This window comes from Nannocystis exedens, from assembly GCF_002343915.1.
GTDB lineage: Bacteria > Myxococcota_A > Polyangia > Nannocystales > Nannocystaceae > Nannocystis > Nannocystis exedens.
Map to the genome: position 1 here is coordinate 2,776,526 of NZ_NETK01000001.1, position 22,923 is coordinate 2,799,448.

Below are 22,923 nucleotides of genomic sequence, written 5' to 3' on the forward strand. Positions count from 1 at the left end.
GCTCGCCCCCGTCATGCCCCGCCCGCGCCGGGCGCCCTCGCGTCGGACTCGCCGCAATCACCCCACTTCGCCACTCGACATTCGCCGTCCCCCGGCCCCGCGCAGCCGCTCGCCCCCCGTCATGCCCCGCCCGCGCCGGGCGCCCTCGCGTCGAACTCGCCGCATTTCCAGGATGCGCACCCGGGCCGCGATGACTCCGCGCATCGCCCCGCCGCCGACCCCGTCCTGCTGTTGCCGCTGTCGGCCCGCGCTCCGGGCGCGCTGCGCCAGCTCGCCGAGCGCGTGCGGGACCGGCTCGATCGCCTCCCGGACGCCTCCGCCCTGCGCGACCTCGTCCACACCGCCGCCCGCCGGCGCACCCATCATTCGCACCGGCTCGCCATCGCCGGCCGCGACGCCGGCGAGCTGCGGGCCGGCCTCGACGCCTGGCTCGCCGGTCGCGAGCACCGCGCCGTCGCCGACGGTCACGTGCGTCCCGGCGGCCGGCCGCGGCTCGCCTTCGTCTTCCCCGGCATGGGCACCCGGTGTGCCGGCGTCGGCCGCCAGCTCCTCGCCGAGGAGCCCGTGTTCGCCCGCGCCTTCGCCGACGCAGCCGACGCCGTGCGGCGCCACGGCGACATCGACGTGCGGGCCGCCCTCGCCGACGACGATCTGCTGACCCGCGTCGACGTCTTCCAGCCGACCCTCTTCGCCGTCGAGGTCGCCCTCGCCGCCTTGTGGCAGTCGTGGGGCGTCCGGCCCGACGCCGTCGTCGGCCACAGCCTCGGGGAGATCGCCGCGGCCCACGTCGCCGGCGCCCTCCGCCTCGACGACGCCGCCCGGATCGTCTGCGCCCGCAGCCGCCTGCTCGCCGACCCGCGCGCTCGCGGGGCCATGGCCGTCGTCGACCTCGCCCCCGAGCAACTCGTCCCGCGCCTCGCCGAGTTCGCCGGCCGGCTCGTCGTCGCCGCTCACAACGCCCCTGCCGCCACCGTCGTCTCCGGCCCTGCCGCCGACCTCGACCTCCTCCTCGAGCGCCTCGCCGCCGACCACGTCGACGCTCGCCGCCTCAAGGTCGACATCGCCTTTCACAGCCCGCACATGGACCCTCTGTGCGCTCCGCTGGCGCAGTCGCTCCGCGGCCTCGAGCCGACCGCCGGCGGCGTCCCGCTCTACTCGACCGTCAGCGGCTGCCCCCTCGATTCCGCCCGCCTGACCGCCGCCCACTGGGTCAACAACCTCCGCGCCCCCGTGCGCTTCGCCGACGCGATCGCTCGCCTCCTCGCCGACGGTTTCAGCCTCTTCCTCGAGATCGGCCCGCGCCCGAGCCTCCTCGGCTTCGTCGACCTCGCCCTGCGCGCCGCCGGCCCCGGGCACCTCGCCCTCGCCAGCCTGCGCAGCGGCCTCGACGAGCCCACCGCCCTGCGCGCCGCCCTCGGCGTCCTCCACACGCGCGGCTACCCCATCGATTGGCAGCAGCACGCGCCCGCGGGCCGATTCGTGGCCCTGCCCACCTATCCCTGGCAGCGCGAGCGCCACTGGATCGACTACGCCCCGCGTCGCGCCCCCGCGGCAGCGCCCGCGCCCGCGGGCCTCGGCGAGCACCTCGATCTCGCCGACCCGCCCGGCGGCCATCTCTGGCGCGGCGAGGTCGATCCGCGGAAGAGCCCCTATTTGCGGGACCATCGCGTCCACGACCTCCCCGTCGCCTCGGGCGCCGTCCTCCTCGACCTCGTCGCCGCCGCCACCGCCGAGGCCCTCGACCTCGGGCCGGGCGCCGCCGCCCCGCTCCACCTGAGCGACCTCCACCACGCCGCCCCGCTCGTCCTCACCGACGACGCCGCCCGCGCGCTCCAGACCTCGCTCGTGCCCGAGGGCGACGGCCGCTGGCGCATCACGATCGCCAGCCGTCCGCACGGTTCGCGCGACCCGTGGACCCGCCACCTCTCGGCCACCGTCGAATCCCCGGGTGCCACGAATCCCGCCGAATCACCACACTTCGCCAGCGCAGACGCTCGCCCCGCGAGCGCTTCCACCGACCTCGACGACCGCCGCGAATCCTTGCACCTCACGAGCGACTGCCCGGCCGCCGCAGCCCCCTCGCGCCCCGCCGACCTCGCGCCCGCCGAATCACCCCACCCCGCCCGCGGCCCCTCGCGCCCCGCCGACCTCGCGCCCTCCCCATCACCCCACCTCGCCGGCGGCCCCTCGCGCCCCGCCGACCTCGCGCTCGCCGAATCACCCCACCTCGCCCGCGGCCCCTCGCGCCCCGCCGACCTCGCGCTCGCCCCATCACCCCACCTCGCCCGCGGCCCCTCGCGCCCCGCCGACCTCGCGCTCGCCCGATCACCGCACCTCGCCCGCAGCCCCTCGCGCCCCGCCGACCTCGCGCCTGCCCAATCCTCGCACCCCGCCAGCGTCCATGCGGCCCCCGCAGCCTCCTCCCAGCCCGGGGCTCCCTCGCTCGCCGAGCTGCGCGAGACCTGCCGCGAGCCGATCGACCTCGTCGCCTTCTACGCCCGCCTGGAAGCCGGCGGCAGCAGCTTCGGCCCCGCCTTCCGCGGCGTCGATCGCCTGTGGCGCGGCGACCGGCAGCTGCTCGCGCGGGTCGTCGCCCCTCCCGCGCTCTCCCCTGGCGCCCTGACCTCGCTGCACCCGGCCGTCATGGACGCCTGCGTCCACGTCCTCGCCGCCGCCGTGCTCCCCGGTGACGCCCCGGTCGCCCTCGTCGGCGGCGGCATCGACCGCGTCCGCCTGCTCGCGCGCCCGCACGGCACCTGTCTCTGGAGTCATATCAGTCTTCGCCCCGCCGACCCCGGCGTCGTCCTCGGCGACCTCGTCATCCTCGACGAGCACGGCGACCCGGTCGCCGAGCTCGAAGGCGTCCGCCTCCACGCCACCGCCGCCCCCGCCGGCGGCGACCTCCGCGTACGCCTCCTCGCCGCCCCCGCCGACGAGCGCCCGCGCCTGCTCGAGCAGCACCTCGTCGGCCTCCTCGCCGACGTCCTGCGCATCGACCCCGAGCGGATCGCCGTCGACGGCGAGTTCGCCGACCTCGGCCTCGACTCGCTCATGGTCGTCGAGCTGCGCGACGCCCTGCGCGCCGGCCTCGGCCTGCAGATCGCCGCCTCGCTCGTCTGGCAGCACCCGAGCATCCGGGCCCTCGCCGCCTGCCTCCTCGCGCGCCTCGAAGGGACCCCCGCGTGATCGCCCGCCTCCCCATGATCGCCCGCGACCGCACCCCCTCCAACCATTTCTTCGCTCGCCTCGCCCGAAGCGACCTCCCATGATCGCCCGCGACCGCACCCCCTCCAACCATTTCTTCGCTCGCCTCGCCCGAAGCGACCTCCCATGATCGCCCGCGACCGCACCCCCTCCAACCATTTCCTCGCTCGCCTCGCCCGAAGCGACCTCTCCGTGATCGCCCGCGACCGCACCCCCTCCAACCATTTCCTCGCTCGCCTCGCCTCGCCCGAAAGGACCGCCACGTGACCGCCCGCGATCCCACCGCGCTCTGGTTCCACAGCCCGCGCCCGCTCCCCGGCGCGCGCCTGCGCCTGTTCTGCTTCGGCCACGCCGGCGCTGCCGGTCACGTCTTTCACGCCTGGCCGGCAGGTCTTCCGCCCGACGTCGAGGTCTGCGCCGTCCAGCTCCCGGGTCGCGCCTTTCGCCTCGTCGAGCCCGCCTTCACCGCCGTCGAGCCGCTCGTCGCCGCCCTCGACGCCGCTGCCGCCCCGCTGCTCGACCGACCCTTCGCCTTCTTCGGCCACAGCATGGGCGCCCTGCTCGCCTTCGAGTGGACCCGCGCCCTTCGCCGCCGCCGCGGCCCGCTGCCCGAGCGCCTGTGCGTGTCCGCCTTCCGCGGCCCGCACCTGCCCGATCCCGCGAGCCCGCTGCACCGCCTCGGCGACCACGAATTCGTCGCCACCCTGCAGCAGCGCCACGGCGTCCTCGACGACGCCCTCGCCGATCCCGAGCTGCGGGCCCTGATGCTCCCCGTCCTGCGCGCCGACTTCACCGTCCTCGAGACCTACGCCCACCGCCAGGAGCCGCCGCTCGAGCTGCCGCTCCACGCCTTCGCCGGCAGCGACGACCGCGGCGTCCCGCCCGCGCAGGTCGCGGCCTGGGCAGTCCACGCCGGGCGCAGCTTCAGCCTCGACGTCCTCCCCGGCGGCCACTTCTTCCTCCACACCGCCCGGGCCGACCTGCTCGCGCGGCTCTCGCGTCTGTTGTCCGCGCCTCGCGCCCAGGAGCTCCCGTGACTGCCACCACCGCCGCACCGTTCGTCTTCGACCCCAGCGACCTCGGCTTCATCGCCGACCCGTACCCGACCTATCGCCTGCTGCGCGAGCAGGCCCCGGTGTACCGCTGGGAGCCCGCGCGGATCTGGGTCGTCAGCCGCTACCACGACGTCGTCACCGTCCTGCGCGACCGCCGGTTCAGCCTCGACGACAGCCACTGGGAGTTCGCCAGCCCGCCGCCCGCCGGCGCGCAGCCGACCGCCTACCAGGCCCTGATGAAGAACAGCCTCTTCCGCCTGCCCGAGGTCGACCACCAGCGGATCCGCCGGCTCGTCGCCCCGGCGATGAGCCCGCGGACGCTCGTCGGCCTCCAGCGCGACGTCGACGCCATCGTCGGCGACGTCCTCGATCGCCTCGCCGGCCGCGACGACGTCGACATCGCCCGCGAGTTCTCCGAGCGGATCCCCCTGCGCGTCATCGGCCGGATGCTGCAGATCCCCGAGCGCCACGAGGAGACCTTTCGTCGGTTCGGCCTCGCCCTCATCGACTCGATCAGCGTCGCCCTCTCGCCCGACGAGTTCGCCGCCACCATCGCCCCGATCCCCGCCGGCCTCGACATGCTCAACGAGGTCATCGAGGAGCGCCGCCGCGATCACGAGCCGGGCCTGCTCACCGCCTGGATCGAGGCCGAGGAGGCCGGCGAGCGGCTCACCCGCGACGAGCTCGTCGCCCTCGCCGGCAGCATGATCACCGCCGGCACCGACACCGCCGTCCAGCTCGTCAGCTTCGCCGTCCTCGACCTCCTGCGCCACCCCGACCAGCTCGCCCGCCTGCGCGCCGACCCCGGCCTCGTCCGCGGCGCCGTCGACGAGGTTTTGCGCTTCGACCACTTCGGCAAGGGCGGCGTCCCGCGCTTCCCGCTCGAGGACCTCGAGCTCGGCGGCCGGCAGATCCGCCGCGGCGAGATGGTCATCGGCCTGGTCGGCTCGGCCCTGCGCGACCCCGACGTGTTCCCCGACCCCGACCGCTTCGACATCGGCCGCAGCCAGGCCCAGAGCATCGCCTTCGGCAGCGGCCCGCACTTCTGCGCCGGCGCCTCGCTCGGCCGCATGATGAGCCAGACCGCCGTCCTCTCGCTCGTCACGCGCTACCCCGAGCTCGCCCTCGCCGGCCCGCCGACCTTCGAGAGCCACGCCTTCCTGCGCAAGCTCAGCCACCTGCCCGTCCGCCTCGGCCCGGCCGCGTGAGGCACACGCAAGGCCGCATCACCGCGGCCTTGCGCTCGTCCGCGCGCCGCGGACTCCGGTCGCCGGGGTGTTCATAAGAGTGTCTGATGGGACATGTCCTATCTACCATGTTCTTTGAGGCACCCCGGCTCGGGCGCTTCCTCGCCGCTCGCGGCGACGTTGCCCCCGGCCGCGCTGCCGCGCGCCGCCTGCTTCGCCGGCGGCGGCCCCGTCGGCGCGCTCGCCTCGACCTCCGCCGGCGCCTCTTGCGTCACCACGTCGGCCGCCGCGAGCACGAGGATCGGCGCCCTCGCAGCGCTCACTGGCGGCTCGCACGCGCGCGCGCGGTCCGGCGCGCACGTGCGCGGTGGTAGCCGCGACTGTACAGATCGGCCACGAGCGCGACCGGGTTGCCGTCGTCGTCCTCGCCCCACCATGCGCGACAGGGGCGGCCGTCGTGCGCCCTGAGCACCAGCAACTCCGGGCCGAGGTCGTCGTCGCTGGGCCGCAGGACCTGGTCGGGCGCGCGCGCCGTCCTGTCGGCAGGGGCACCCACCATCGCCTCCAGGACGGCACCTCGAAGGGCGTCCACGTGCTCGCGGATCCACGTCCTCGCGTCCGCGTCGACGAACGCTGCGAAGCCCCGGCACTCGTAGGCGAACGGCTCCGCGGGCGGAGTGTTGAAGCGCGACGCGATCCGCAGATGCTCCTCGAGGGCGACGCCGGCGACGCTCCAGCGCGCGACCGGTCGATCGGCGAAGCGGTGCTTCACCGCGCATACGTTCCCGGTGCCCCCGTCCACACAGACCCACGAAGGATACAGGCCCGGAGCGACGGAGCGTTCGTAAGGCGCGTAGTCCTCGGCGAGAAACGCCGCGTTGGTCGGGTCGAAGCCGACGATCCGTCCGCTCGTCAGGAGCAACGCGGGCCCCGGTCGGACCGCGACTGCGCCGGGTGGGTCGAAGACGGCGTCGGGCGAGGTGAACAGCAGCGCGGGGTCCCACGGCAGCTCGATCGCCCGGATCCGGACGGAGGGCGGCGGGGCCGGTTCCAGACCGAGGTGCACGCCGGGCACCACGGTCTCGAAGGGACGGTCGAGCATCACCACCCGCACGCGCCAGCCGTCCCCCTCCGGCGCGAGGAGCTCGGCCTCCATCCCTGCGAAGGGACCACCCTGGACGACCTTTCGCTCCCGCGGCCTGGCCATGAATGAGAAGGCAGAGTGCGCTGCCTCTTCCGGGTTATCACGGAGACAGGGAGCGCCGCAAGCCATCGAGGTCGGCGACCCGCGACGACGGGCTCGGACACGTCGGCCGGCTGGGCCAGGGTCCCGAGCACGTCGTTCATTCGAGCGACGTACGCCTCGCCGATCTCGTGAACTCACCACTTCGCCGCGCGACGCGTTCACCGGCTCGGCGAGCGCCGCCGGGCCGAGCGCCGCGCCGGTGTTCACGTCGAGGCGCACGACGAGGCCGCGGCCCCGGGCGATCTGGAGGTTGTCGTGATCACCCGTGCTCGGCGCCCTGCTGGTCGTCTGGTTCGTCGTCCCCCCGCGGCCAGCGGCAGTGCTTCGGCACGGTCGAGCTGCGGGGTGCATCCGTCTCGATCGCACAGCTCGCCGAAGAGCTTGTGACCACGTTGAGCGTCGGGGTGCTTCGGATGCGGATTTCTCGCAGCACGTAGCCAGGAGCGGCCTCGACTGACGCCGCAGACAGGCGCTCTTACGGGAGCTCTTGTCGTTGAATCGGGGCGAGTACCAAGTCGGCCGAGGTGAAGAAACGCCCCGCATCGGCTCAAGGCAGCAGCGTGATCGGGAGCTGCGCGAGCACCTCGTAGTCGACGTCGGCGCCCTCGCTCTTGAACGAGCCGATCGCGCGCTCCTGGACGACGTACTCGCCGGGCGGGAAGGGCGGCCCGAGGTCGACGTGGGGGCCCTGCCAGTTGAAGCCTTTCCACTCGAGGTCGCCGGGGTAGACGCCCGGCTGCAGGGTGGTCGGCGGGATGTCGAGGCCGGGGCACAGGCCCTGGTTGCAAAAGCAGTAGGCCTGGCCCATGCCGGAGATCTGCGGCGCGACGATGAGGCCGCTCGGGCCCGGCTCGTCGCAATCGCCGGCGTCCTGGCGGTAGCGCAGCACGTCCGGCAGCTCGGCCTCGACGTGGACCTCGTAGTGGAAGACCACGCCGCTCTGCGCCTCGGCCACCGTGAACGTGCACGGCTGCGGCGGGAACACGATCGTCACCCCGGGCAGCGACGACATGCTCGTGCCCTCGCACAGCACCGGTTCGTTGCCGGTGTCGGTCGTGTCGCCGCTCGTGCCCGAGCTCGTCTCCGAGCCGGTGGTGGTCTCGCTGCCGGAGGAGTCACTGCCGGTCGAGGTGCCCGCGGCGGTGGTGGTGCTCTCGCTGTCCGTCGCCGCCGGTTGCGTCGTCCCGCCGGTGGTCGGCGGATCGACGTCGGTCGTGGCGCCGGTCGTGGCGCCGGTCGTGGCGCCGGTCGTGGCGTCGGTGGCCGGCGTCGTCGTCTCGCCGGTGGTCCCGCCCTTTTCGGGAATGCAGGCGAGCAGCGCAGCGGAGACGACGGCGGGCACGGTTCGGCGGAGAGCGGGCATGCGAAGTCACGAGAACAACTCCGCGCCCTCGTGTCAACCGCCGGCCGAGCGCCGCGGTCTCGACGGCCCGGCAGCCGCCCTCTTCAAGCGATTACGAGAACATCTCTCGCCGGACGAGGTCGCGCAAACTCGCCATGCCGGCGGCGAGGCGAGCCCTCAGCTCCGGTGCAGCCGGAACCCCTGCTGCCCCGCGCGCTCGAGCCCCTCTTTCAGCGTCATCGACGGGATCTCGTAGTCCCCGCCGTTCTGCATGCGGTACGCGATCGGCCGCTCGTCGAACAAATTCAGGAGCCGCTGGTCGAGGTCGGCCGCCACGCTCTGAAAGCGCGCCGCGTCCATCTTGCCGGCGCGGTAGACCACGAACGGCTCGAGCACCGAGAAGCCGGGATAGAACAGGATCCCGTGCTGGATGGGGAACAGCAGGTCGTCGATCGGCCCGTTGATCCCGCGCTCGAGATAGTGCTCGGCCCAGCCGCCGGTCGTCACCACCAGCATCGCCCGCTTGCCCGCGAACACCCCCTCGCCGTAGCGGTCGCCCCAGCGACGGTCCGAGTGCTCGCCGACCCCGTAGGCGAAGCCGTGCGCGTACACCCGCTCCACCCAGCCCTTCATGATCGCGGGCATCGAGAACCACCACAGCGGGAACTGCAGGATGACCGCGTCGGCCCACAGCAGCCGCCGCTGCTCCTCGGCCACGTCGGCGGTTTGCGTCCCCTCGGCGAACGCGCGGTGCGACGCCTCGATGACGTCGAGCGGCGCGCCCGCGGGCTCGGCCGGGAAGTCGGCGCCGTCGAGCGCGGCCTTCCAGCCCTGCGCGTAGAGATCGGAGACCAGCACCTCGTGCCCCTGGGCGGTGAGGGTCGCGACCATGCGATCGCGGAGTGACCCGTTGAGCGAGCGCGGCTCGGGGTGCGCGTAGACGATGAGGATCTTCATGGCATGTCCTTCGGGAGGGGGACCACCGGGCGTCGCGCGCCGGGGTGGACGCCACCGATCTTGAGTCCGGCCGCCGTCGCGTTGAAATCGCCGGCCTTGTGTGCTGCTATCACCGCGGTGGATAGCAGCCGCCTCGACCTCAACCTGCTCGTCGCGCTCGACGTCCTGCTCGCCGAGCGCAACGTCACCCGGGCCGCGCGGCGCCTGCACCTCAGCCAGCCGGCGCTGTCGGCCCAGCTGCAGCGGCTGCGCGACCTCCTCGGCGATCCGCTGCTGATCCCCGCCCAGCGCGGCATGACCCCGACCGCGCGCGCGCTCGAGCTGCAGGCGCCGCTGCACGAGGCGCTCGAGGGCGTGCGCGCCGTGCTCGCCGCCGGCCGGAGCTTCGACCCCGCCACCGCCCGGCTGACGATCTCCGTCGCCGCCTCCGACTACATGCAATACGCCCTGCTGATGCCGCTCGCCTTTCGCCTGCGTTGCGAGGCCCCGGGCGTGCGGCTCGCCTGGCGCAGCCTCGACGCCGCCCAGCTCGCCGGCCAGGCCGAGCGCGGCGAGGTCGACCTCGCCTTCATCACCCCCGAGACCGCGCCCGAGCTGCTGCGCAGCCGCAAGGTCCTCGACGAGCGCTACGTCGTCATCGTCCGCAAGGACCACCCGCGGGTGACCGGCGCGATCGACCTCGACCTGCTGTGCGCGCTCGACCACGTGGTCGTCAGCCCGCGCGGCGGCGGCTTCACCGGTCCCACCGACGCCGCGCTCGCCCTCCACGGTCGCGAGCGGCGCGTCGTCCTCTCGGTGCCCTCGTTCCTGATGGTGCCCGAGCTCGTCGCCCGCTCGGACATGGCCGCGCTGGTCCCCGAACGGCTCGCCCGCGACCGCGCCGACCGCCTGCAACTGCTCGAGCCCCCCGTCCCCGTGCCCGGCTTCACCGTGGCGATGGTCTGGCACCGGCGAATCGCCCGCCACCCGGCCCTCACCTGGTTCCGCGAGCGGGTGCGGGCGTTCGCGCGCGCGCTCGAGTGAGGCCACGGCCCACAGCTCCGGCCCGCCGCGACCCCGTGCCCGCAGCGACTTTGCCGCCTGCATGCGCCGGCGCCGCGCGGACGCGCGCCCGGGCGGCGCTGATTTTTTCTCATCGATCAAACCCCCGCGAACCATCACTCGTCCAGCGATGGCGTCACCGTTCCCCACGCAACCTGGTCCCGACCCCGAGCTCCTGGCCCGCGCGCAGGCCCGGCTGATCGCTGCCGTGTCGCAGTTCGGAGCCACCGCGCCGAGCGGCAGCGCCGACGCCGTGCCGAGCGGCAGCACCGACGCCGTGAAGTCGCAGCAGATATCCTGGCTCGGACTGCAGGGCGACTGGGAGGCACGCCACGAGGAGGAGCCGACCGGCGAGCGCTACCGCTTCGGCGAGGTGTTCGCCCGCGGCGGGCTCGGGTCGGTCCGGTGGGCCGTCGACCGCAAGCTCGGCCGGCGCATCGCCGTCAAGGAGCTGCTGCGGTTCGACGACCGGGCGGTGCGCCGCTTCGTCCGCGAGGCGGCGATCATGGCCCGGCTGCAGCACCCGGGCATCGTGCCGCTCTACGACCTCGGGCGCGACGCGGCGGGGCGACCGTTCCTGTGCATGAAGCTGGTCGACGGTTCCTCGCTCGAGCAGCGGATCGCCCAGTGCGGCGACGCCCTCGACGCGCGGGTGAAGCTGCTGCGCCACGTGGTCACGGCGGCCGAGGCGCTGGCGTACGCGCACCGGCAGGCGATCGTGCACCGCGACGTGAAGCCGGCCAACATCCTGATCGGCGAACTCGGCGAGGCGGTGGTGATCGACTGGGGGCTGGCCAAGGACCTGTCCCCAGGGTCATCGGATGACAACCTCGCCGGCGACGACCCGGGCACTGCGTCGGACATGACGGAGGCGGGCTCGCTGCTGGGGACGCTGCGCTACATGCCGCCCGAGCAGGCCCGCGGCGAGCCGGTCGACGCCCGCAGCGACGTGTACGCGCTCGGGGCGACGCTCTACCACCTGTTGGCCGGGGTGCCGCCGTTCCACGACCGCCGCTCAGCCCAGCTGATGCACGACGTGGTGCGAGCGCAGCCCCGCCCGCTGGCCGAGCTGGCGCCGCAGGTGCCGGCGGCGCTGGTGGCGGTGGTCGAAAAGGCCATGTCCCAGACGCCAGATCGGCGCTACCCCTCGGCAGAGGCGCTGGCCGACGATCTGCGGCGCTTCGCCGCCGGGCAGGCGGTCGTCGCCCACGACTACTCGCTGGGGGAATTGACGCGGCTGTGGTGGCGGCGGCACCGGGCGGTGGCGACGGTCGGGCTCGCAGCCGCAGTCATCCTGGCGGGCGTGAACGCGATGTCGCAGGTGCGCGTGCGGCAGGCGCGGGACGTGGCGGAGGAGCGCCGAATGGAAGCGGAGCTGCGCGCGACGGAGGCCGAGTCGGCGCGGCAGCTCGCGGCAGAGCGCGCGCAGGCGCTGCTGATGTCTCAGGCTCGGCTGGCGCTCGACGTCGATCCAACGCGGGTGTTCGGGGCGCTGGCGCAGGTCGAACCCGATCCGGCCCGCGACAACGCGGTGCGGGCGCTGGCGACGGCCGCGTACGCGCAGCTCGGCCTCGGCGGGTGGATGACCGGGCCGAAGGGGCGCATCAGCGACGCGCTGCGCCTGGCCGACGGGACATGGCTGGCGGCGACGAGCGAGGAGCTCTGGAGATGGCCTTCGGGACAGGTCCACGGCGAGCGGATCGGCGGGGGCGGCATTTTGGTGGCGACACCCGACCGGACGACCTGGGCGGCGGTGCGCGTGGTCGACGGGGGAGAGACGGCGATCGCGGTCCACCGCCCGGGCGCGCCCGGGCCGGCGCAGGTGGCGGTGAAGCTCGACAAGCCGGCCGTGTTCTACCGCTGGCGCATGACGCCGGGCGGCGCATCGCTGGTGGGGACGCCGAAACTGGACGTGCCGGCGGCGCAGATCGATCTGTCCAGGGGGACAGCCGCGCCGTTGCCGGGGCCCGACGCGCCGGCGGCCGTGCAGGGGCTGAAGCAGGTCCAGCCGAGCCCGGACGGGCGCATGCTCGCGGGCGTGCGCGACGAGCGGACCCTGGTGATGTGGGACCGCGAGACCGGCGCGATCGAGGCCGCGGAATTGCCGGGCGAGGCCGCGTCGCTCGGGACCGATGGTTGGACGCCGGACGGCCGCGCCTTCGCGCTCCTGTGCCTCGACCGCGAGCAGGGGCCGGGGCATGCGCGCAAGGCGTTCGTGTGGCGGCGCGGCGGCCCGGCTCGGGTCGTCGACGCGGAGTTCGTGGCCCCGGCCCGCGACGCGCTGGTGTTCATCGGAATGATCGCCGGAAGCTCGACCGCCTGGGCCGAGGACCTCGAAGGTCACAATCGCTGGACGCGATATGTCCGCAGGGCTATGTCCAGCGAGTCCTCGATCGTCGCCATCCCGACGACCAGTCGCGACGGCGACCTGGTGTGGTGGAGCGTCGACCAGGCGCTGGAGGTGGTCGACGTGGCCACGGGCGCGCGGGTGTTCGCGCAGGCGCAGACGCTGCGCGAGGCGCCGATGATCGACGCCGGGACGCTTCTGCTGCGCCGTGCCGAGGGCCTGGCGCGCGTCGAACCGGCGCAGGCGTCGGTGCGCGCGGTCCGGCCCGGGTCGAGCGACGCGAGCGCCGACTGGTCGCCCAACCGCGCGTGGGTGGTGCGCCAGGAGGAGGGCCGCGTGACGCGGATCGGCCAGGCGACGGGCGAGGAGCTGCTGCCGGAGGCGTGCGGGCCATGGACGCCGACGCGGGTGGTCGGCGCGGTCGCCGACGACGGCCGGGCGCTGGTGGTCGACGGTGAAGGCGGGGGCTGCTTCTTCGGACATGGCCGTTCGGCCATGCTCGATACTCCGCCGCACTGGCTGTCTGACGGCGCGTTCGCCCCCGATCGCAGCCGCTCCGCGCTCGGCTTCGCCGACGGGACGCTGCGCGAGTGGACCGACCCGGCCGCGCCGCCGCGCGAGCTCGCGGGGGTCGATTTCCACCGCTTCCTCGACTACACGCCCGACAGCAGCGTGCTGGTGGCGCTCGGCTCGAGCGGCGCGGTCACGGCGATCGACCGCGCGGGGACGCCGCGGACGTTGATCCCGGCGCGACCGGCCAATCCACGCCGACTCGAGCGCGCCGCGCTGGCGCTGGCGCCCGAGGGCGCGACGCTGGCGCTGTACCGCCGCGGCGAGCCGGCGGTGACGCTCCTCGACATCGGCAGCGGCGCGCAGACGAAGCTGGCGGGCGCGGTGGCCGGCGAAGTCGCGGAGCTCGGAACGGTGATCCGCTACAGCCCCTCGGGCCAGGCGGTCGCGGTGCTCGACGGCGAGGTGCTGCTGCGCTGGTCGCTCGACCGGCCCGACGCGCCGGAGCGCACCGGCGACGTGCCGGGCTGGGACTTCGCGTTCCTCGACGAGCGCACGCTGGTGGTCCTCGGCGAGGACGGCGGGCTCGAGATCGTCGACCCTGCCAGCGGGACGCACGCGCCGATTTACCCCGGCTCGGTCGGGCGCGAGCACCCGACGCTCGCGCGCACCCCCGGAGGCGTGGCCCTGCGCACCCGCAGCGGCGAGGAGCTCGAGTTCAGCGACATCCTGCCGCCGAGCGGGCCCGAGCTGCGCGCGTGGCTGCGGCAGCGGGCGACCCTGTGATCGCACGTTCTGGCCTTGAGGACAGCTACGAGCGGTCTCGACCCGGCGGCGCCGTCTGCCCGACAGCCCCGACGGTCCCCGCGGCGAGGTCGACCGGGACAGACGAGCATTGCGACAGGCGACCCGCCCTCACGCGCTGCAGCTGCAGCCGAGCGCCAGCGCCTTCGCCTTGAGCTGCGCCAGCTGGCTCTTGAGCTTCCCCATCTGGGCGTAGATCGCGGCTTTCTGCCCCGGGCTCGGGGCGGGCTCGAGTTGCAAGTCGCCCTCCAGCGTGGCGATCTCGTCCGCGATCTGCCCGATCTTGCCGCAGAGCGCGCCGCAATTGGGGTGAGCGCCGATCCACGGCCATACGACGTAGGCGTCGAAGGCCGCGCCGTGCCCCGAGAACGGGCTCAGCGGGTTGGTCTGGGCCACGCCCTGCTTCACGCCGGCGTGCTTCATCCCCTGCACCCCGTGGAACTGCAGCGGCCGGAACGGGCCGATGCCCCGCGCGTCGGCGGCCACGATCTTGTCCCGCAGCCCGTCCAGATCGTTCGTGAACTTGGGCAGGATCCGCTGGGCGTGAATGTGCAAGTGGGGCCCGCCGGACGCGCCCGAATTGCCGATCGCGCCGATCGGGTCTCCCCGCTTCACCGCCGGATATTTCCCCGTCAGCAGCGCCTTGGGGACCGAGCCGTGCTTGAGGTGGGCGTATTGCACGACCTCCTCGCCGTGCAGGATCCACACGCAGTTGTTGTCCGTGTGTTGCCACAGCGCGACCGCGAGCCGCCCGGTCGCCTCGCGCACCGCCGTCACGAGGGTTCGCATCTGGGTCGGGACGATGTCGATGGCGATCGGCCCGACGGGTCCGCGGTCCTGGACGTTGGGGAGCGTGTACGTCACCGGCCCGGTCGCGCCGTCCTGCTCGACGCCGTGGGACAGGATCCGCAGCGTCCCGGCCTTCGTCCGGAACGCGGTGGCCACCGACGATTTGTGGAAGTTGCCGGCCGCCTGGACGCCCTCGCCGTCCCCCAGCGCGACGCTGCCGCGCTGCACGATCTGCCCCGCCGCGCCGAGCTGCCAGGTGATGAGCTCGAGCGCGCCGTCCGCCTGTCGGCGCACCGCCGTGCTCACCAGGTCGTCCTTCTCCATCGCCGAGAGGGACACCTCCGAGACCTCGCCCGCCACGGCCTGGCCCTCGCGCTCGATCAGCACCCCGGCGATGATGTCGGGCTTGAACTCCCACACGATGACCTTGAGCTGGCCGCCGGGCTGGCGCGCCGCCGTCACCGCGCGCGCCCCCTCCTCGACCGCCAGCACGTCGAAGGCTCCTGCGCAGACGTCGGTCGCCGAGGCCATCGGTGCGGCCGAGAACTGGCCGTCGTGGATGCCCCACACCTGGACCGTCATCTTCTGCGACGCCGTGCGCGCCACCACCAGCGCCCGGTTCGGCTTGAGCCCGACGACCTTCACCTCGGCCACGCCGGGCAGGTTCATGCTGCCCTGCGCCGTCAGGGCCGCGCTGCCTGCGGGCAGTTGCCACAGCTGCAGCCTCGCGCTCGCGCCGCGCAGCGACGCCGTGACGGCGGTGGTCTTGCTCAGCCGCGCGACCGAGACCTGGTCGGCCGGCCCGCCGGGCACGTCGGCGAGGAGGCTCAGCTTGTCGCCGTCCTTCGTCTGCTCGAGGGCGATGAGACGCATGACGTTCGCCTCCGTCACGACCGCCACCAGCATGCGGGACAGCGCTTCCTTGTCGTCGGCGAGGCTCGCGACCGCGACGGCGTCGATCTCGTAGGCGCTGAAGAACTCGCCGTCCTTGGCGTAGAAGGTCCGATTGCCGGCCTCCAGGTTGTCCTCGCTGTCGTCCTGGGCGTGCACGACGACGCCGTCGGCCATGGCATAAACGGGGCGTCCCCAGCCGAAGTAGTCGTCGTTCTGCTTCCGATCGGTCCGGTACGACGAGAGCGTACCGTCGGCCCTCCAGCCGAGCACGTTCACGTCATGACCGAAGTACTGGGTCTCGCCGCCGTGCTCGCGCAGGAGCACGCACTCGCCGAGCTCGGGGTCGGCTTCGGGGCGGACGAAGAACGAGTACGACACGTTGTGGGCGGCGAGCGGCCAGACGCGGAAGACCGGCGGCTCGCCTCCCTCGAACAGCAGGGTGACCTTGACGGTGGAGGGGATGTCCTGCAGCGCGACCCACTCGTCGGGCGCGAGCTGCACGCGGGTCCTGCCGGGCCCGAGCTTCAGGGCGCGCTGGAACGTCTTCGACGCCTGCGCGCTCCCCGGGAACGACACCTCGATCGCCTTCAACGTGAAGGTCTTGGCGGTGTTGTTGTCGATCCACGACCAGAAATGGAGCTTCGCCCGCTCGGGCTCCTTATTGGTCGGTGGGGCGACACGGAGGCAACGGACCTTGCCGTCCTCGAACGGCTCGATCACGAACTCGATGGGCAGGGGAGCGCCTTTGATGGCATCTGTCGATTCGATCGGCATGGCTCACGTCTTTCCCGGCGTCGCGCCGGCGCACGGTTTCTTCGGGGTTGCTGCCTGGCGGCAGGAGCACCACGACGACGCGGCTCGTCGGCACCGGCGCGAGCCCGAACGGTCGCGCCCGCAGATCCGGCATGGGCACGCCTGCGCTCGCTCGAGTGGCCTGGCGCCGGCGTGTCGTCGTGGCGTTCCTCCTCGTGGTTCCGCTCGTGCCTCGCCGGTTCATGACGGCCGCGTTTTTTCCCCCGCCGGTCCCTCCGCGCGACTCCGCGCCGGCCAATCGCCCGAAGAACGCGGGTCGGAGCCGCGAGCGCGGATGTGCCTGCGCCCGGCACGACGCAGGGGTGCGCCCGCGGCCCGACGACCCGCGGCGGACCGGTTTGGCATAAGAGGGACGAATCGGCGCCCTCCTGCCCGGCCCGCGCGCCGGACGGGTTTGGCCTAAGATGGCCGCCGTGCCCGGCAAGCCCCCCGCCAGCGAGGGTATTCGCGCGATCCGTGCCGTGCGGAAGGTCTGGAGCGGCGTCGAGGTCGCCGCGATCGACGTCTACAGCGCCGGCGAGGGTCGCGTCGTCCTCGACCTGACCGGGTCGCGCTCCCGGCTCGGCGTCCTCCTGCAGCAGGTGGGCGGGCACTGCGAGGGCCGGCACGCGCCCGGGAAGCCGGGGGTCACGCGCAACCCCGGCGCCCGCTTCCTCGCCCTGACCCCCGCGGGAATGCCCATATGGGGCTACAGCGACCGGATCTCGTACAGCCACGAGCTGGCGCTGTCGTTCGATTCCGCCGACCTGTCGACCCGCCTCGGCGAGCCGCTGCGCGACGACGTCGACCTCGCGCCGCGGCTATGGCTGTCGAACGAGCGGATCTTCGCCCTCGCCGAGCTCCTCTCGGCCGAGGTCGTCGGCGGCGGCGAGTTCGGCCAGCTCTACGGCGAGAGCCTCGTGCTCGCGCTCGTCGTCGAGTACCTGCGAGCCGTCCGCGCGCGCGCACCCGCCTCGCCGAAGGGCGGCCTGTCGCCGCGGCAGCTCCGCGAGGTCTGTGCATACATGCTGGAGCACCTGTCGGCCCCGGTCGGCTTGCGCGAGCTCGCAGCGCTCGCCGGCATGTCGCAGGCGCACTTCAGCCGCGCGTTCAAGGCCTCGACCGGCGTGCCGCCGTATCGCTGGCAGCTCCACGCGCGCGTCGAGCGGGCCCAGCAGCTCTTGCTGCGGGCCGACGTCTCGCTCGCCGACCTCGCGCTGCAGCTCGGCTTCGGCGATCAGTCGCACCTGACCCGCGTGTTTCGTCGGGTCGTCGGCGCCACCCCGGCCGCGTGGCGCCGGGTGCACGGGCGAGGTCGGCGCGAGCCGTGACCGCCGGCGGCCGCCGCCACGCAGCAGCGACCGCGAGCCTCGGCCGCGCCTACGCCTGGCCGCGGCCGCCCGTGCGGAGGAGCTGCATCTCCCACGCGAACGCCACGCCGGTGCCGCCGCCGTGGGTCATCAAGTGCTCGGCGAGGGCCGGCACGCTCACCTCGCGCGCCCAGTCGCGCTGGAGCTCGGAGCCGAACACCATCCACGTGATCGGCACCGCGCCGGCCTGGATCATGCGGCGCACCGCCATCTCGTGGGCCTCGAGCGACACCCCGCCCGACGCGTCGGTCACGATGTAGACCTCGTAGCCCTCCCCGAGCGCGTGGATCGCCGGCATCGCCAGGCAGATCTCGGTCCACAGCGCCGCCATCACGATCTTCTTGCGGCCGGTCGCCTCGACCGCGTCCACCACCCGCTTGTCCTCCCAGGTGTTGATGAACGTGCGGTCGATCGGCTTCTGCTCGGGGAACACGTCCTGCAGCCCCTTGATCAGGTAGCCGCCGCGCTCCTCGAGCACCGTGGTCAGGATCGTCGGCACGCCGAAGGTCTTGGCCGTCTTCGCCAGCGCGACGACGTTGTTGATGATCATCGTCGGGTCGTGGCTGTGCAGGTTGGCGAACTGGAACGGCTGATGGTCGATCAGCACGAGGACGCAATTGTCGGGGGTGAGCAACGCCTCGAGGCCGGCTTTACGGGTAGTCATGGCATCTCCTGGCGAGCCGCACGCGAGGCGGCTCGCTCGCCGACCGAATCTAGCCAGGAGCATCGGCGGGTTCTTGCACGCTCGTGCCGTCCTGGTCGATCCCTGCGCCGGGTCGGCCGGACCCCGCGCTCCGGGCCGGCACCGACCTCCGCGCGGCTCGCACGACGACCCGCCGGCGAAGTCCACCACCTCGTATCGGACCCGCGCCTTTGCCGGCCCCTGACCTCGGGACGCCCCGGCCGGAGCGAGCTGTCGGGCCGGACAGAATCACGGCAGCGGCGGCCGGGCGAATGACGGCACCGCAACGATGACGGCCCTGACACGCTGACGGCGATGCAACGATGGCCACACATTCCCGGCTGTCATTCGCGTCACCTCACGGCCCCGTGGGCGCGGGTCCGGCGATGATTCGCGACCGACCCGATCCCCAGCGCGTCCTCCGCCGCGCACACGGATTCGTCGTACCACCCGCGGAGGCTCGCCTCCAATCCTCCCTGCCGATCTGCGCTCGCTCACATCGTGGCGCCCTCGCCCGCCGCGTCGATGCCGGACCTCTCTCCAGCTCGCGGCGGAAGCGCGGCGGTCAGGACATCATCTCCAGCGGCAGCTCCGCCCGCGAATCGAAGCCGGCGATCGGCGACTCGGCCAGGAGCGCGTAGGCTCGCGGCCCCTCGCTCGGTTCGAGCTCCGGGGCAACGGCAGCGCCAATTCTCGCACCAGCCGCTCGCCGCTGCGCAGCACCGGCGCTCCGGGGGCAGCTCCGTGGCGGCCACCCGGCGGCGGCTCTCGCGGTCGGGCGGCGCCGCGGCGCTGGGCAGCGTGGGGTGAGGTGCTGCTCGTCGAAGTGGACCCGGACGCGCTCGACCGCCACCTCGTAGGTCCCACCGTGCAGCACCAGGGGGCCGCGGAGGACCTCTCCGGCGCGCACCGACACCCTCGATGGCGAGGGGAGGTGTACCGATACCGACCGCGCTCTTCCATCGCGGGATGATTTTCATCGTGTCGCGACTATACTATGACGACGAGCAGCAGGCGCACGGCCCCAATGGGGGCATGTCGCGCCTGCGGACCGAAATAGCCTCTCCGCATTCGACAGACGCGATCAAGGCCGATGCTGACGCTCTACCGACCCGAATCGATCTTCTCGCCCCGGCACGCCCCGAGCTGGCTGATGTTCACCTTCGCCGCCGGCGCCGTGAACGCCTCCGCGCTGCTGGCCTGCCAGACCTACGTGACACACGTGACAGGGACCGTCACCCGGCTGGGCGTGGAGGTCGTCCACTTGATGCCGTTCCTCGAGTTCGCGCTCGTGCTCGGCTGCTTCATCGGCGGGGCGATGCTCTCGGGCCTGCTCATCAACGGGCGCGCCCACGCGGGCAAGCGGCCGCTGTTCGGCGTGCCGCTGTGGATCGCCTTCTGCCTGGTGCTGTTCACCGCGGTGGGCGGGCACTTCGGGCTGCTCGGCACGTTCGGCGGCGCGGTCACCCAGCCGGTCGACTTCCTGCTGCTGTCGATCCTCAGCTTCGCCATGGGCCTGCAGAACGCCGCCATCGCCACCAGCACCGGCCTCCTGGTCCGCACCACCCACCTCACCGGCCCCGCGACCGACCTCGGCATCCACCTGGCCGAGCTGTTCTTCTCCAAGGACGAGGCGCTCGCGCTGGCCAAGCGCCACGCCGCCCTGCGCGCCGGCAAGATCGCCGCCTTCGCCGCCGGCGCCGCGGTGACCGTCCCGCTCGCCCACCGCTTCGAGTTCCTGGTGTTCCTGCTGCCCGCGTCGCTGATGCTGCTGGCGATCACCCTGAGCTTCTTGCCCGAACGCATCGCCCGCGAGGTACGAGCCCGCCGACGCGACCGCGCCGTCGCCCGCGCGGCCGCCGGCGGCGCCTTGCCGTGAGAGACATGTCTCGAAGGACAGGATGGCGATGGCGCCCCGCGCGGGGCCGGTTCTCGACATGACCTCGAGAACATGTCCGATTCGACAGGAGCGCAATCGACGGTCCCGGCGATAGCCCGCGACGCACGGCCCCCGAACCAGTCCACCCTGTGACGATTCGCGCGCGCGAGCGCCTCGCGGCGCGTCCTCCTGGCGTCGAGGACAGGTCTCCGGATTGAGACCCGCAGCGAAAGTTTCACCAGAGCGCGAGAATTCCTCGCAGCCTTCGCCGCGCGCGCGAGGCCCGCGCAGCGAACGGGCCGCCGCCTTCTCGCCGAACGATGGGCCATCGTCGGGCCGTCACGCGGCGCCGCCGGTGCGACTCGGCTAGCATTTCGGCCTTCGACATCGCGCCATGCCGTCCCTCGCCCTCGCCCTCGCCCTGTTCCTCACCTCGACCGCCGCGCCCCAGCCCGCCGCGCCGCCGCCGGCGGCGACGTCCGCCCCCATCGACGCCAGGACGCGCGCGGCGATCGAGGCCGTCGCTTACGACTACGTCGACGGCCAGCTCGAGGGCGATCCGGCCCGGGTCGCGCGGGCGCTGCACCCGGACCTGGCCAAGCGGGCCGTCGCCGGCGCCGGGCCGACCTCGCGCGAGGTCTTCCCGCTGCGGCGCATGAGCGCCGACGAGCTCATCGAGCTGACCCGCCAGGGCGCGCTCAAGACGCCGAAGGAGCAGTGGAACCGCTCGGTGCGCGTGCTCGACGTGACCGGCACCGCCGCCGTGGTCCGCGTCGAGACCCCGTGGTTCGTCGACTATTTTCATATGGGCCGCTTCGGCGAGCGCTGGCTGATCGTCAACGCCCTGTGGTTCAGTAAGCCGCAGCAGCCCGCGTGATCCGGCAGGTCGCATCGCGGCATGTCCCCGAGGACATGCCCCCTGAGACAGCGGCCGAGCCCGATCGCGCCAGCCACCCTTGAGTCGCGCGACCGGGTCCCGCATCCCGGGCGGCCCGCGACCGCTCGCGTCACACGCCGAAGCCGCCAGCGGCGGCCTCACCCCGTCTCTTTCGGCAGATCCGGCCGCGCGCCCCACTCGTTCCACGAGCCGTCGTACACGCGCGCGTCGGCGTGCCCCAGCACCTGCAGCACCAGCCAGCTCAGGCTCGCGCGCATGCCCGACTTGCAGTAGACGACCACCGTCTCGCTGTCGAGGGCGCGGGCGTACAGCTCGCGCAGCGCCTGCGGCTCCTTGAGGCGGCCGTCGTCGGTCACGGCGGACTGCCAGGGCACGTGCCAGGCCCCGGGGATCCGTCCGGCCTCCCACTCGTCGTCGCTGCGCACGTCGAGCAGCAAAACCGCGGGGTCGTGCAGGTGCGCGGCGATCCACGCGGCGTCGACGCCGAGCTGCGGCTGCTCCTCGCCGAGCCGGGCCCCCTCACCGGTCGCGACTGTCGGCACCTCGCCGGTCTGCGCGCCCCCGGCCGCGACCCAGGCCGCGTGACCGCCGTCGAGCACCTGGACCTTGTCGGCGGCGTGGCCGAACCACCGCAGCGTCCACACCACACGGGCCGCCGGCGGGCTCGTACGCTCGTCGACGACCACGACCTCGTCGCCGAGCTCGACCCCGAGCTCCGCCATCGCCGCCTCGATCGCCGCCCGCGGCGCCAGCTGTTCGGGCACCCCGTCGACCTCGGCGCGCAGCTTCTTGACGTCGAGGTGGACCGCCCCGGGGATGTGCCCGCCGGCGTAGGCCTCGGCCGGGCGGACATCGACGATCACGCGCTGCGGGTCGGCCGGCGCGCGCAGCAACGCGTCGACGGCCACCACGCCCGCCGGCGCGCGCGGCTCCTCGCTCGCGGCCGTCCCGGTGCTGCAGCTCCCGACCACACACATCAACCCGATCGACCACGCACGAATCATCGCCTCACTCCTCCAGCGGCGCCGCGACCGCGTCGGTCTTCCCCAGGTCGGCCCCGCAATCCTCGCTGCGCGCACGCGTCGGGCTCGCGGACATCGACGCCGTCGAGGCCGCCGGCGGCGACGAGGGGCTGGACTGCCGGGGACGCTGGATCTGCGGCACCCGCTCATTGTAGCGCAGCGGGCAAGCCCTGCCGCGCGCCCGACCGGCCTGCAGCCGCCGCACGTCAACGTCTGCGCTCGTGATGGGAACAGGCCGCCCACGCCGCCGCCGCTGCCCGACTCACGGCAGTCCTGGACCCTGCTTCGCTCCGGCCTCCGTCAGGATCGCTTCGATGACGTCGGTCTTGGCGTCGGCGTAGTGCTGGACATGGGCCCAGGTCCGGGCCGCGAGCTCGCGCTTGACCTGGGCGTAACGATCGCGGGCGGCGGGATGGGCCCGGAGGTGATCGCGGAAGCCGAGCATTCGCGCAATCTCCGGGCAGCCTGAAGAGAAGACGTGGAGATGGATGGGGTGGTCGGGGCCTCTGAGCAGGCGGTGCTGGTGCCATTCGGGCTCGCGGATGCGCAGGACGTAGCCGGCGGCTTCGAGGTCCGGGACGTAGGCGGGTTCGTCGCTCGAATCGGGCACGACGAGCAGGATGTCGATGATCGGTTTGGCGGGCAGCCCGGGAACGGAGGTCGAGCCGACGTGTTCCAGCACCAGGGCGCGGTCACCGAGGACGGCGGACAGCCGGGCCTGCTCCTCGGCGAACATGACGGGCCACTGCGGATCGGGGGCCATCAGGGTGATCTGCCCGTTGTGAGGCACCCGCTCCCCGACGGTCACGGCGGCGAGGTACTCCTCGGAGGACTGATTCGGGGCGCGGGTGGACATTGGCGACCTCTGGCTCGGCTCAGAAGGGAGCCCGGCATGGTAACAGCA

At 73.4% G+C, this 22,923-nt stretch carries 16 protein-coding genes; 8 read left to right on the forward strand and 8 right to left on the reverse strand.

Translation table 11 applies throughout. The annotated features are described in order from the left end of the window. Positions 1 to 231: 231 nt before the first annotated feature. The 3 genes from NAEX_RS10765 (at position 232) to NAEX_RS10775 (ending at position 5,467) form a co-directional block, all read left to right on the forward strand. Positions 232 to 3,186, forward strand: a complete 2,955-nt coding sequence (locus NAEX_RS10765; RefSeq protein WP_245913674.1) for an acyltransferase domain-containing protein — start codon at positions 232 to 234, stop codon at positions 3,184 to 3,186. Positions 3,187 to 3,467: 281 nt separating this feature from the next. Then, a complete protein-coding gene (locus tag NAEX_RS10770; protein ID WP_096327419.1) occupies positions 3,468 to 4,241 on the forward strand; it encodes a thioesterase II family protein in 774 nt (257 codons plus the stop codon). Next, complete coding sequence (locus NAEX_RS10775) at positions 4,238 to 5,467, forward strand: cytochrome P450 (protein WP_096327420.1); 1,230 nt, start codon at positions 4,238 to 4,240, stop codon at positions 5,465 to 5,467. Before NAEX_RS10770 ends, NAEX_RS10775 begins: the two co-directional genes overlap by 4 nt. A 98-nt stretch (positions 5,468 to 5,565) precedes the next feature. Here NAEX_RS10775 and NAEX_RS10780 read toward each other — a convergent pair whose 3' ends face one another. From NAEX_RS10780 to NAEX_RS10795, 4 genes are all read right to left on the reverse strand, one after another. Then, the gene (locus NAEX_RS10780) at positions 5,566 to 5,769 is read right to left on the reverse strand and encodes a hypothetical protein (RefSeq protein WP_096327421.1); all 204 of its coding nucleotides are present in this window, start codon (positions 5,767 to 5,769) and stop codon (positions 5,566 to 5,568) included. Beyond that, positions 5,766 to 6,602: a DUF4241 domain-containing protein gene (locus NAEX_RS47635; RefSeq protein ID WP_100793263.1), complete on the reverse strand. Its 837-nt coding sequence runs from the start codon at positions 6,600 to 6,602 to the stop codon at positions 5,766 to 5,768. The genes NAEX_RS10780 and NAEX_RS47635 overlap by 4 nt, the downstream gene beginning before the upstream one ends. Before the next feature lie 637 nt (positions 6,603 to 7,239). Next, positions 7,240 to 8,034 (reverse strand): hypothetical protein, encoded by a 795-nt coding sequence (locus NAEX_RS10790; RefSeq protein WP_096327423.1) that lies wholly within the window; start codon positions 8,032 to 8,034, stop codon positions 7,240 to 7,242. A gap of 177 nt (positions 8,035 to 8,211) precedes the next feature. Continuing rightward, on the reverse strand, positions 8,212 to 8,991 hold the full coding sequence (locus NAEX_RS10795) for an NAD(P)H-dependent oxidoreductase (protein ID WP_096327424.1): 780 nt from the start codon (positions 8,989 to 8,991) through the stop codon (positions 8,212 to 8,214). A 117-nt stretch (positions 8,992 to 9,108) separates the two neighbouring features. On the opposite strand from NAEX_RS10795, the gene NAEX_RS10800 reads away from it, so the two are divergent. Together NAEX_RS10800 and NAEX_RS10805 are read left to right on the forward strand one after the other, a co-directional pair. After that, positions 9,109 to 10,014 carry a LysR family transcriptional regulator gene (locus tag NAEX_RS10800; RefSeq protein WP_096327425.1) on the forward strand — a complete coding sequence of 302 codons (906 nt, stop codon included), beginning with the start codon at positions 9,109 to 9,111 and terminating at the stop codon, positions 10,012 to 10,014. Between the two features lie 148 nt (positions 10,015 to 10,162). Then, the gene (locus NAEX_RS10805) at positions 10,163 to 13,675 is read left to right on the forward strand and encodes a serine/threonine-protein kinase (RefSeq protein ID WP_170135633.1); all 3,513 of its coding nucleotides are present in this window, start codon (positions 10,163 to 10,165) and stop codon (positions 13,673 to 13,675) included. 129 nt (positions 13,676 to 13,804) lie between these two features. Here the strand turns inward: NAEX_RS10805 and NAEX_RS52035 are convergent, their stop codons facing one another. Then, positions 13,805 to 16,150 (reverse strand): M23 family metallopeptidase, encoded by a 2,346-nt coding sequence (locus NAEX_RS52035; RefSeq protein ID WP_096327427.1) that lies wholly within the window; start codon positions 16,148 to 16,150, stop codon positions 13,805 to 13,807. Between the two features lie 452 nt (positions 16,151 to 16,602). Here NAEX_RS52035 and NAEX_RS10815 point away from each other — a divergent pair, with 452 nt between their 5' ends. Beyond that, complete coding sequence (locus NAEX_RS10815; RefSeq protein WP_143140973.1) at positions 16,603 to 17,499, forward strand: helix-turn-helix domain-containing protein; 897 nt, start codon at positions 16,603 to 16,605, stop codon at positions 17,497 to 17,499. Between the two features lie 49 nt (positions 17,500 to 17,548). Here the strand turns inward: NAEX_RS10815 and NAEX_RS10820 are convergent, their stop codons facing one another. Next, positions 17,549 to 18,202: a hydrolase gene (locus NAEX_RS10820; protein ID WP_096327429.1), complete on the reverse strand. Its 654-nt coding sequence runs from the start codon at positions 18,200 to 18,202 to the stop codon at positions 17,549 to 17,551. Positions 18,203 to 19,313: 1,111 nt separating this feature from the next. On the opposite strand from NAEX_RS10820, the gene NAEX_RS10830 reads away from it, so the two are divergent. Together NAEX_RS10830 and NAEX_RS10835 are read left to right on the forward strand one after the other, a co-directional pair. After that, positions 19,314 to 20,099 (forward strand): YoaK family protein, encoded by a 786-nt coding sequence (locus NAEX_RS10830; protein WP_096327431.1) that lies wholly within the window; start codon positions 19,314 to 19,316, stop codon positions 20,097 to 20,099. A 394-nt stretch (positions 20,100 to 20,493) separates the two neighbouring features. After that, positions 20,494 to 20,976, forward strand: coding sequence for a nuclear transport factor 2 family protein (locus tag NAEX_RS10835; RefSeq protein WP_096327432.1), 483 nt, complete (start codon positions 20,494 to 20,496; stop codon positions 20,974 to 20,976). 158 nt (positions 20,977 to 21,134) lie between these two features. Here NAEX_RS10835 and NAEX_RS10840 read toward each other — a convergent pair whose 3' ends face one another. Both NAEX_RS10840 and NAEX_RS10845 read right to left on the reverse strand, forming a co-directional pair. Further along, the gene (locus NAEX_RS10840; protein WP_170135634.1) at positions 21,135 to 22,001 is read right to left on the reverse strand and encodes a sulfurtransferase; all 867 of its coding nucleotides are present in this window, start codon (positions 21,999 to 22,001) and stop codon (positions 21,135 to 21,137) included. A gap of 280 nt (positions 22,002 to 22,281) precedes the next feature. After that, entirely contained in the window at positions 22,282 to 22,875 is a 594-nt protein-coding gene (locus NAEX_RS10845) for a GrpB family protein (protein WP_096327434.1), read from the reverse strand. Positions 22,876 to 22,923: the final 48 nt, after the last annotated feature.

Bases quoted from the DNA above. Each gene is read 5' to 3' on its own strand.
- NAEX_RS47635 (WP_100793263.1), bottom strand. From the start codon at position 6,602: ATGGAGGCCGAGCTCCTCGCGCCGGAGGGGGACGGCTGGCGCGTGCGG.
- NAEX_RS10795 (WP_096327424.1), bottom strand. From the start codon at position 8,991: ATGAAGATCCTCATCGTCTACGCGCACCCCGAGCCGCGCTCGCTCAAC.
- NAEX_RS10805 (WP_170135633.1), top strand. From the start codon at position 10,163: ATGGCGTCACCGTTCCCCACGCAACCTGGTCCCGACCCCGAGCTCCTG.
- NAEX_RS52035 (WP_096327427.1), bottom strand. From the start codon at position 16,150: ATGCCGATCGAATCGACAGATGCCATCAAAGGCGCTCCCCTGCCCATC.
- NAEX_RS10820 (WP_096327429.1), bottom strand. From the start codon at position 18,202: ATGACTACCCGTAAAGCCGGCCTCGAGGCGTTGCTCACCCCCGACAAT.
- NAEX_RS10830 (WP_096327431.1), top strand. From the start codon at position 19,314: ATGCTGACGCTCTACCGACCCGAATCGATCTTCTCGCCCCGGCACGCC.
- NAEX_RS10835 (WP_096327432.1), top strand. From the start codon at position 20,494: ATGCCGTCCCTCGCCCTCGCCCTCGCCCTGTTCCTCACCTCGACCGCC.
- NAEX_RS10840 (WP_170135634.1), bottom strand. From the start codon at position 22,001: ATGATTCGTGCGTGGTCGATCGGGTTGATGTGTGTGGTCGGGAGCTGC.
- NAEX_RS10845 (WP_096327434.1), bottom strand. From the start codon at position 22,875: ATGTCCACCCGCGCCCCGAATCAGTCCTCCGAGGAGTACCTCGCCGCC.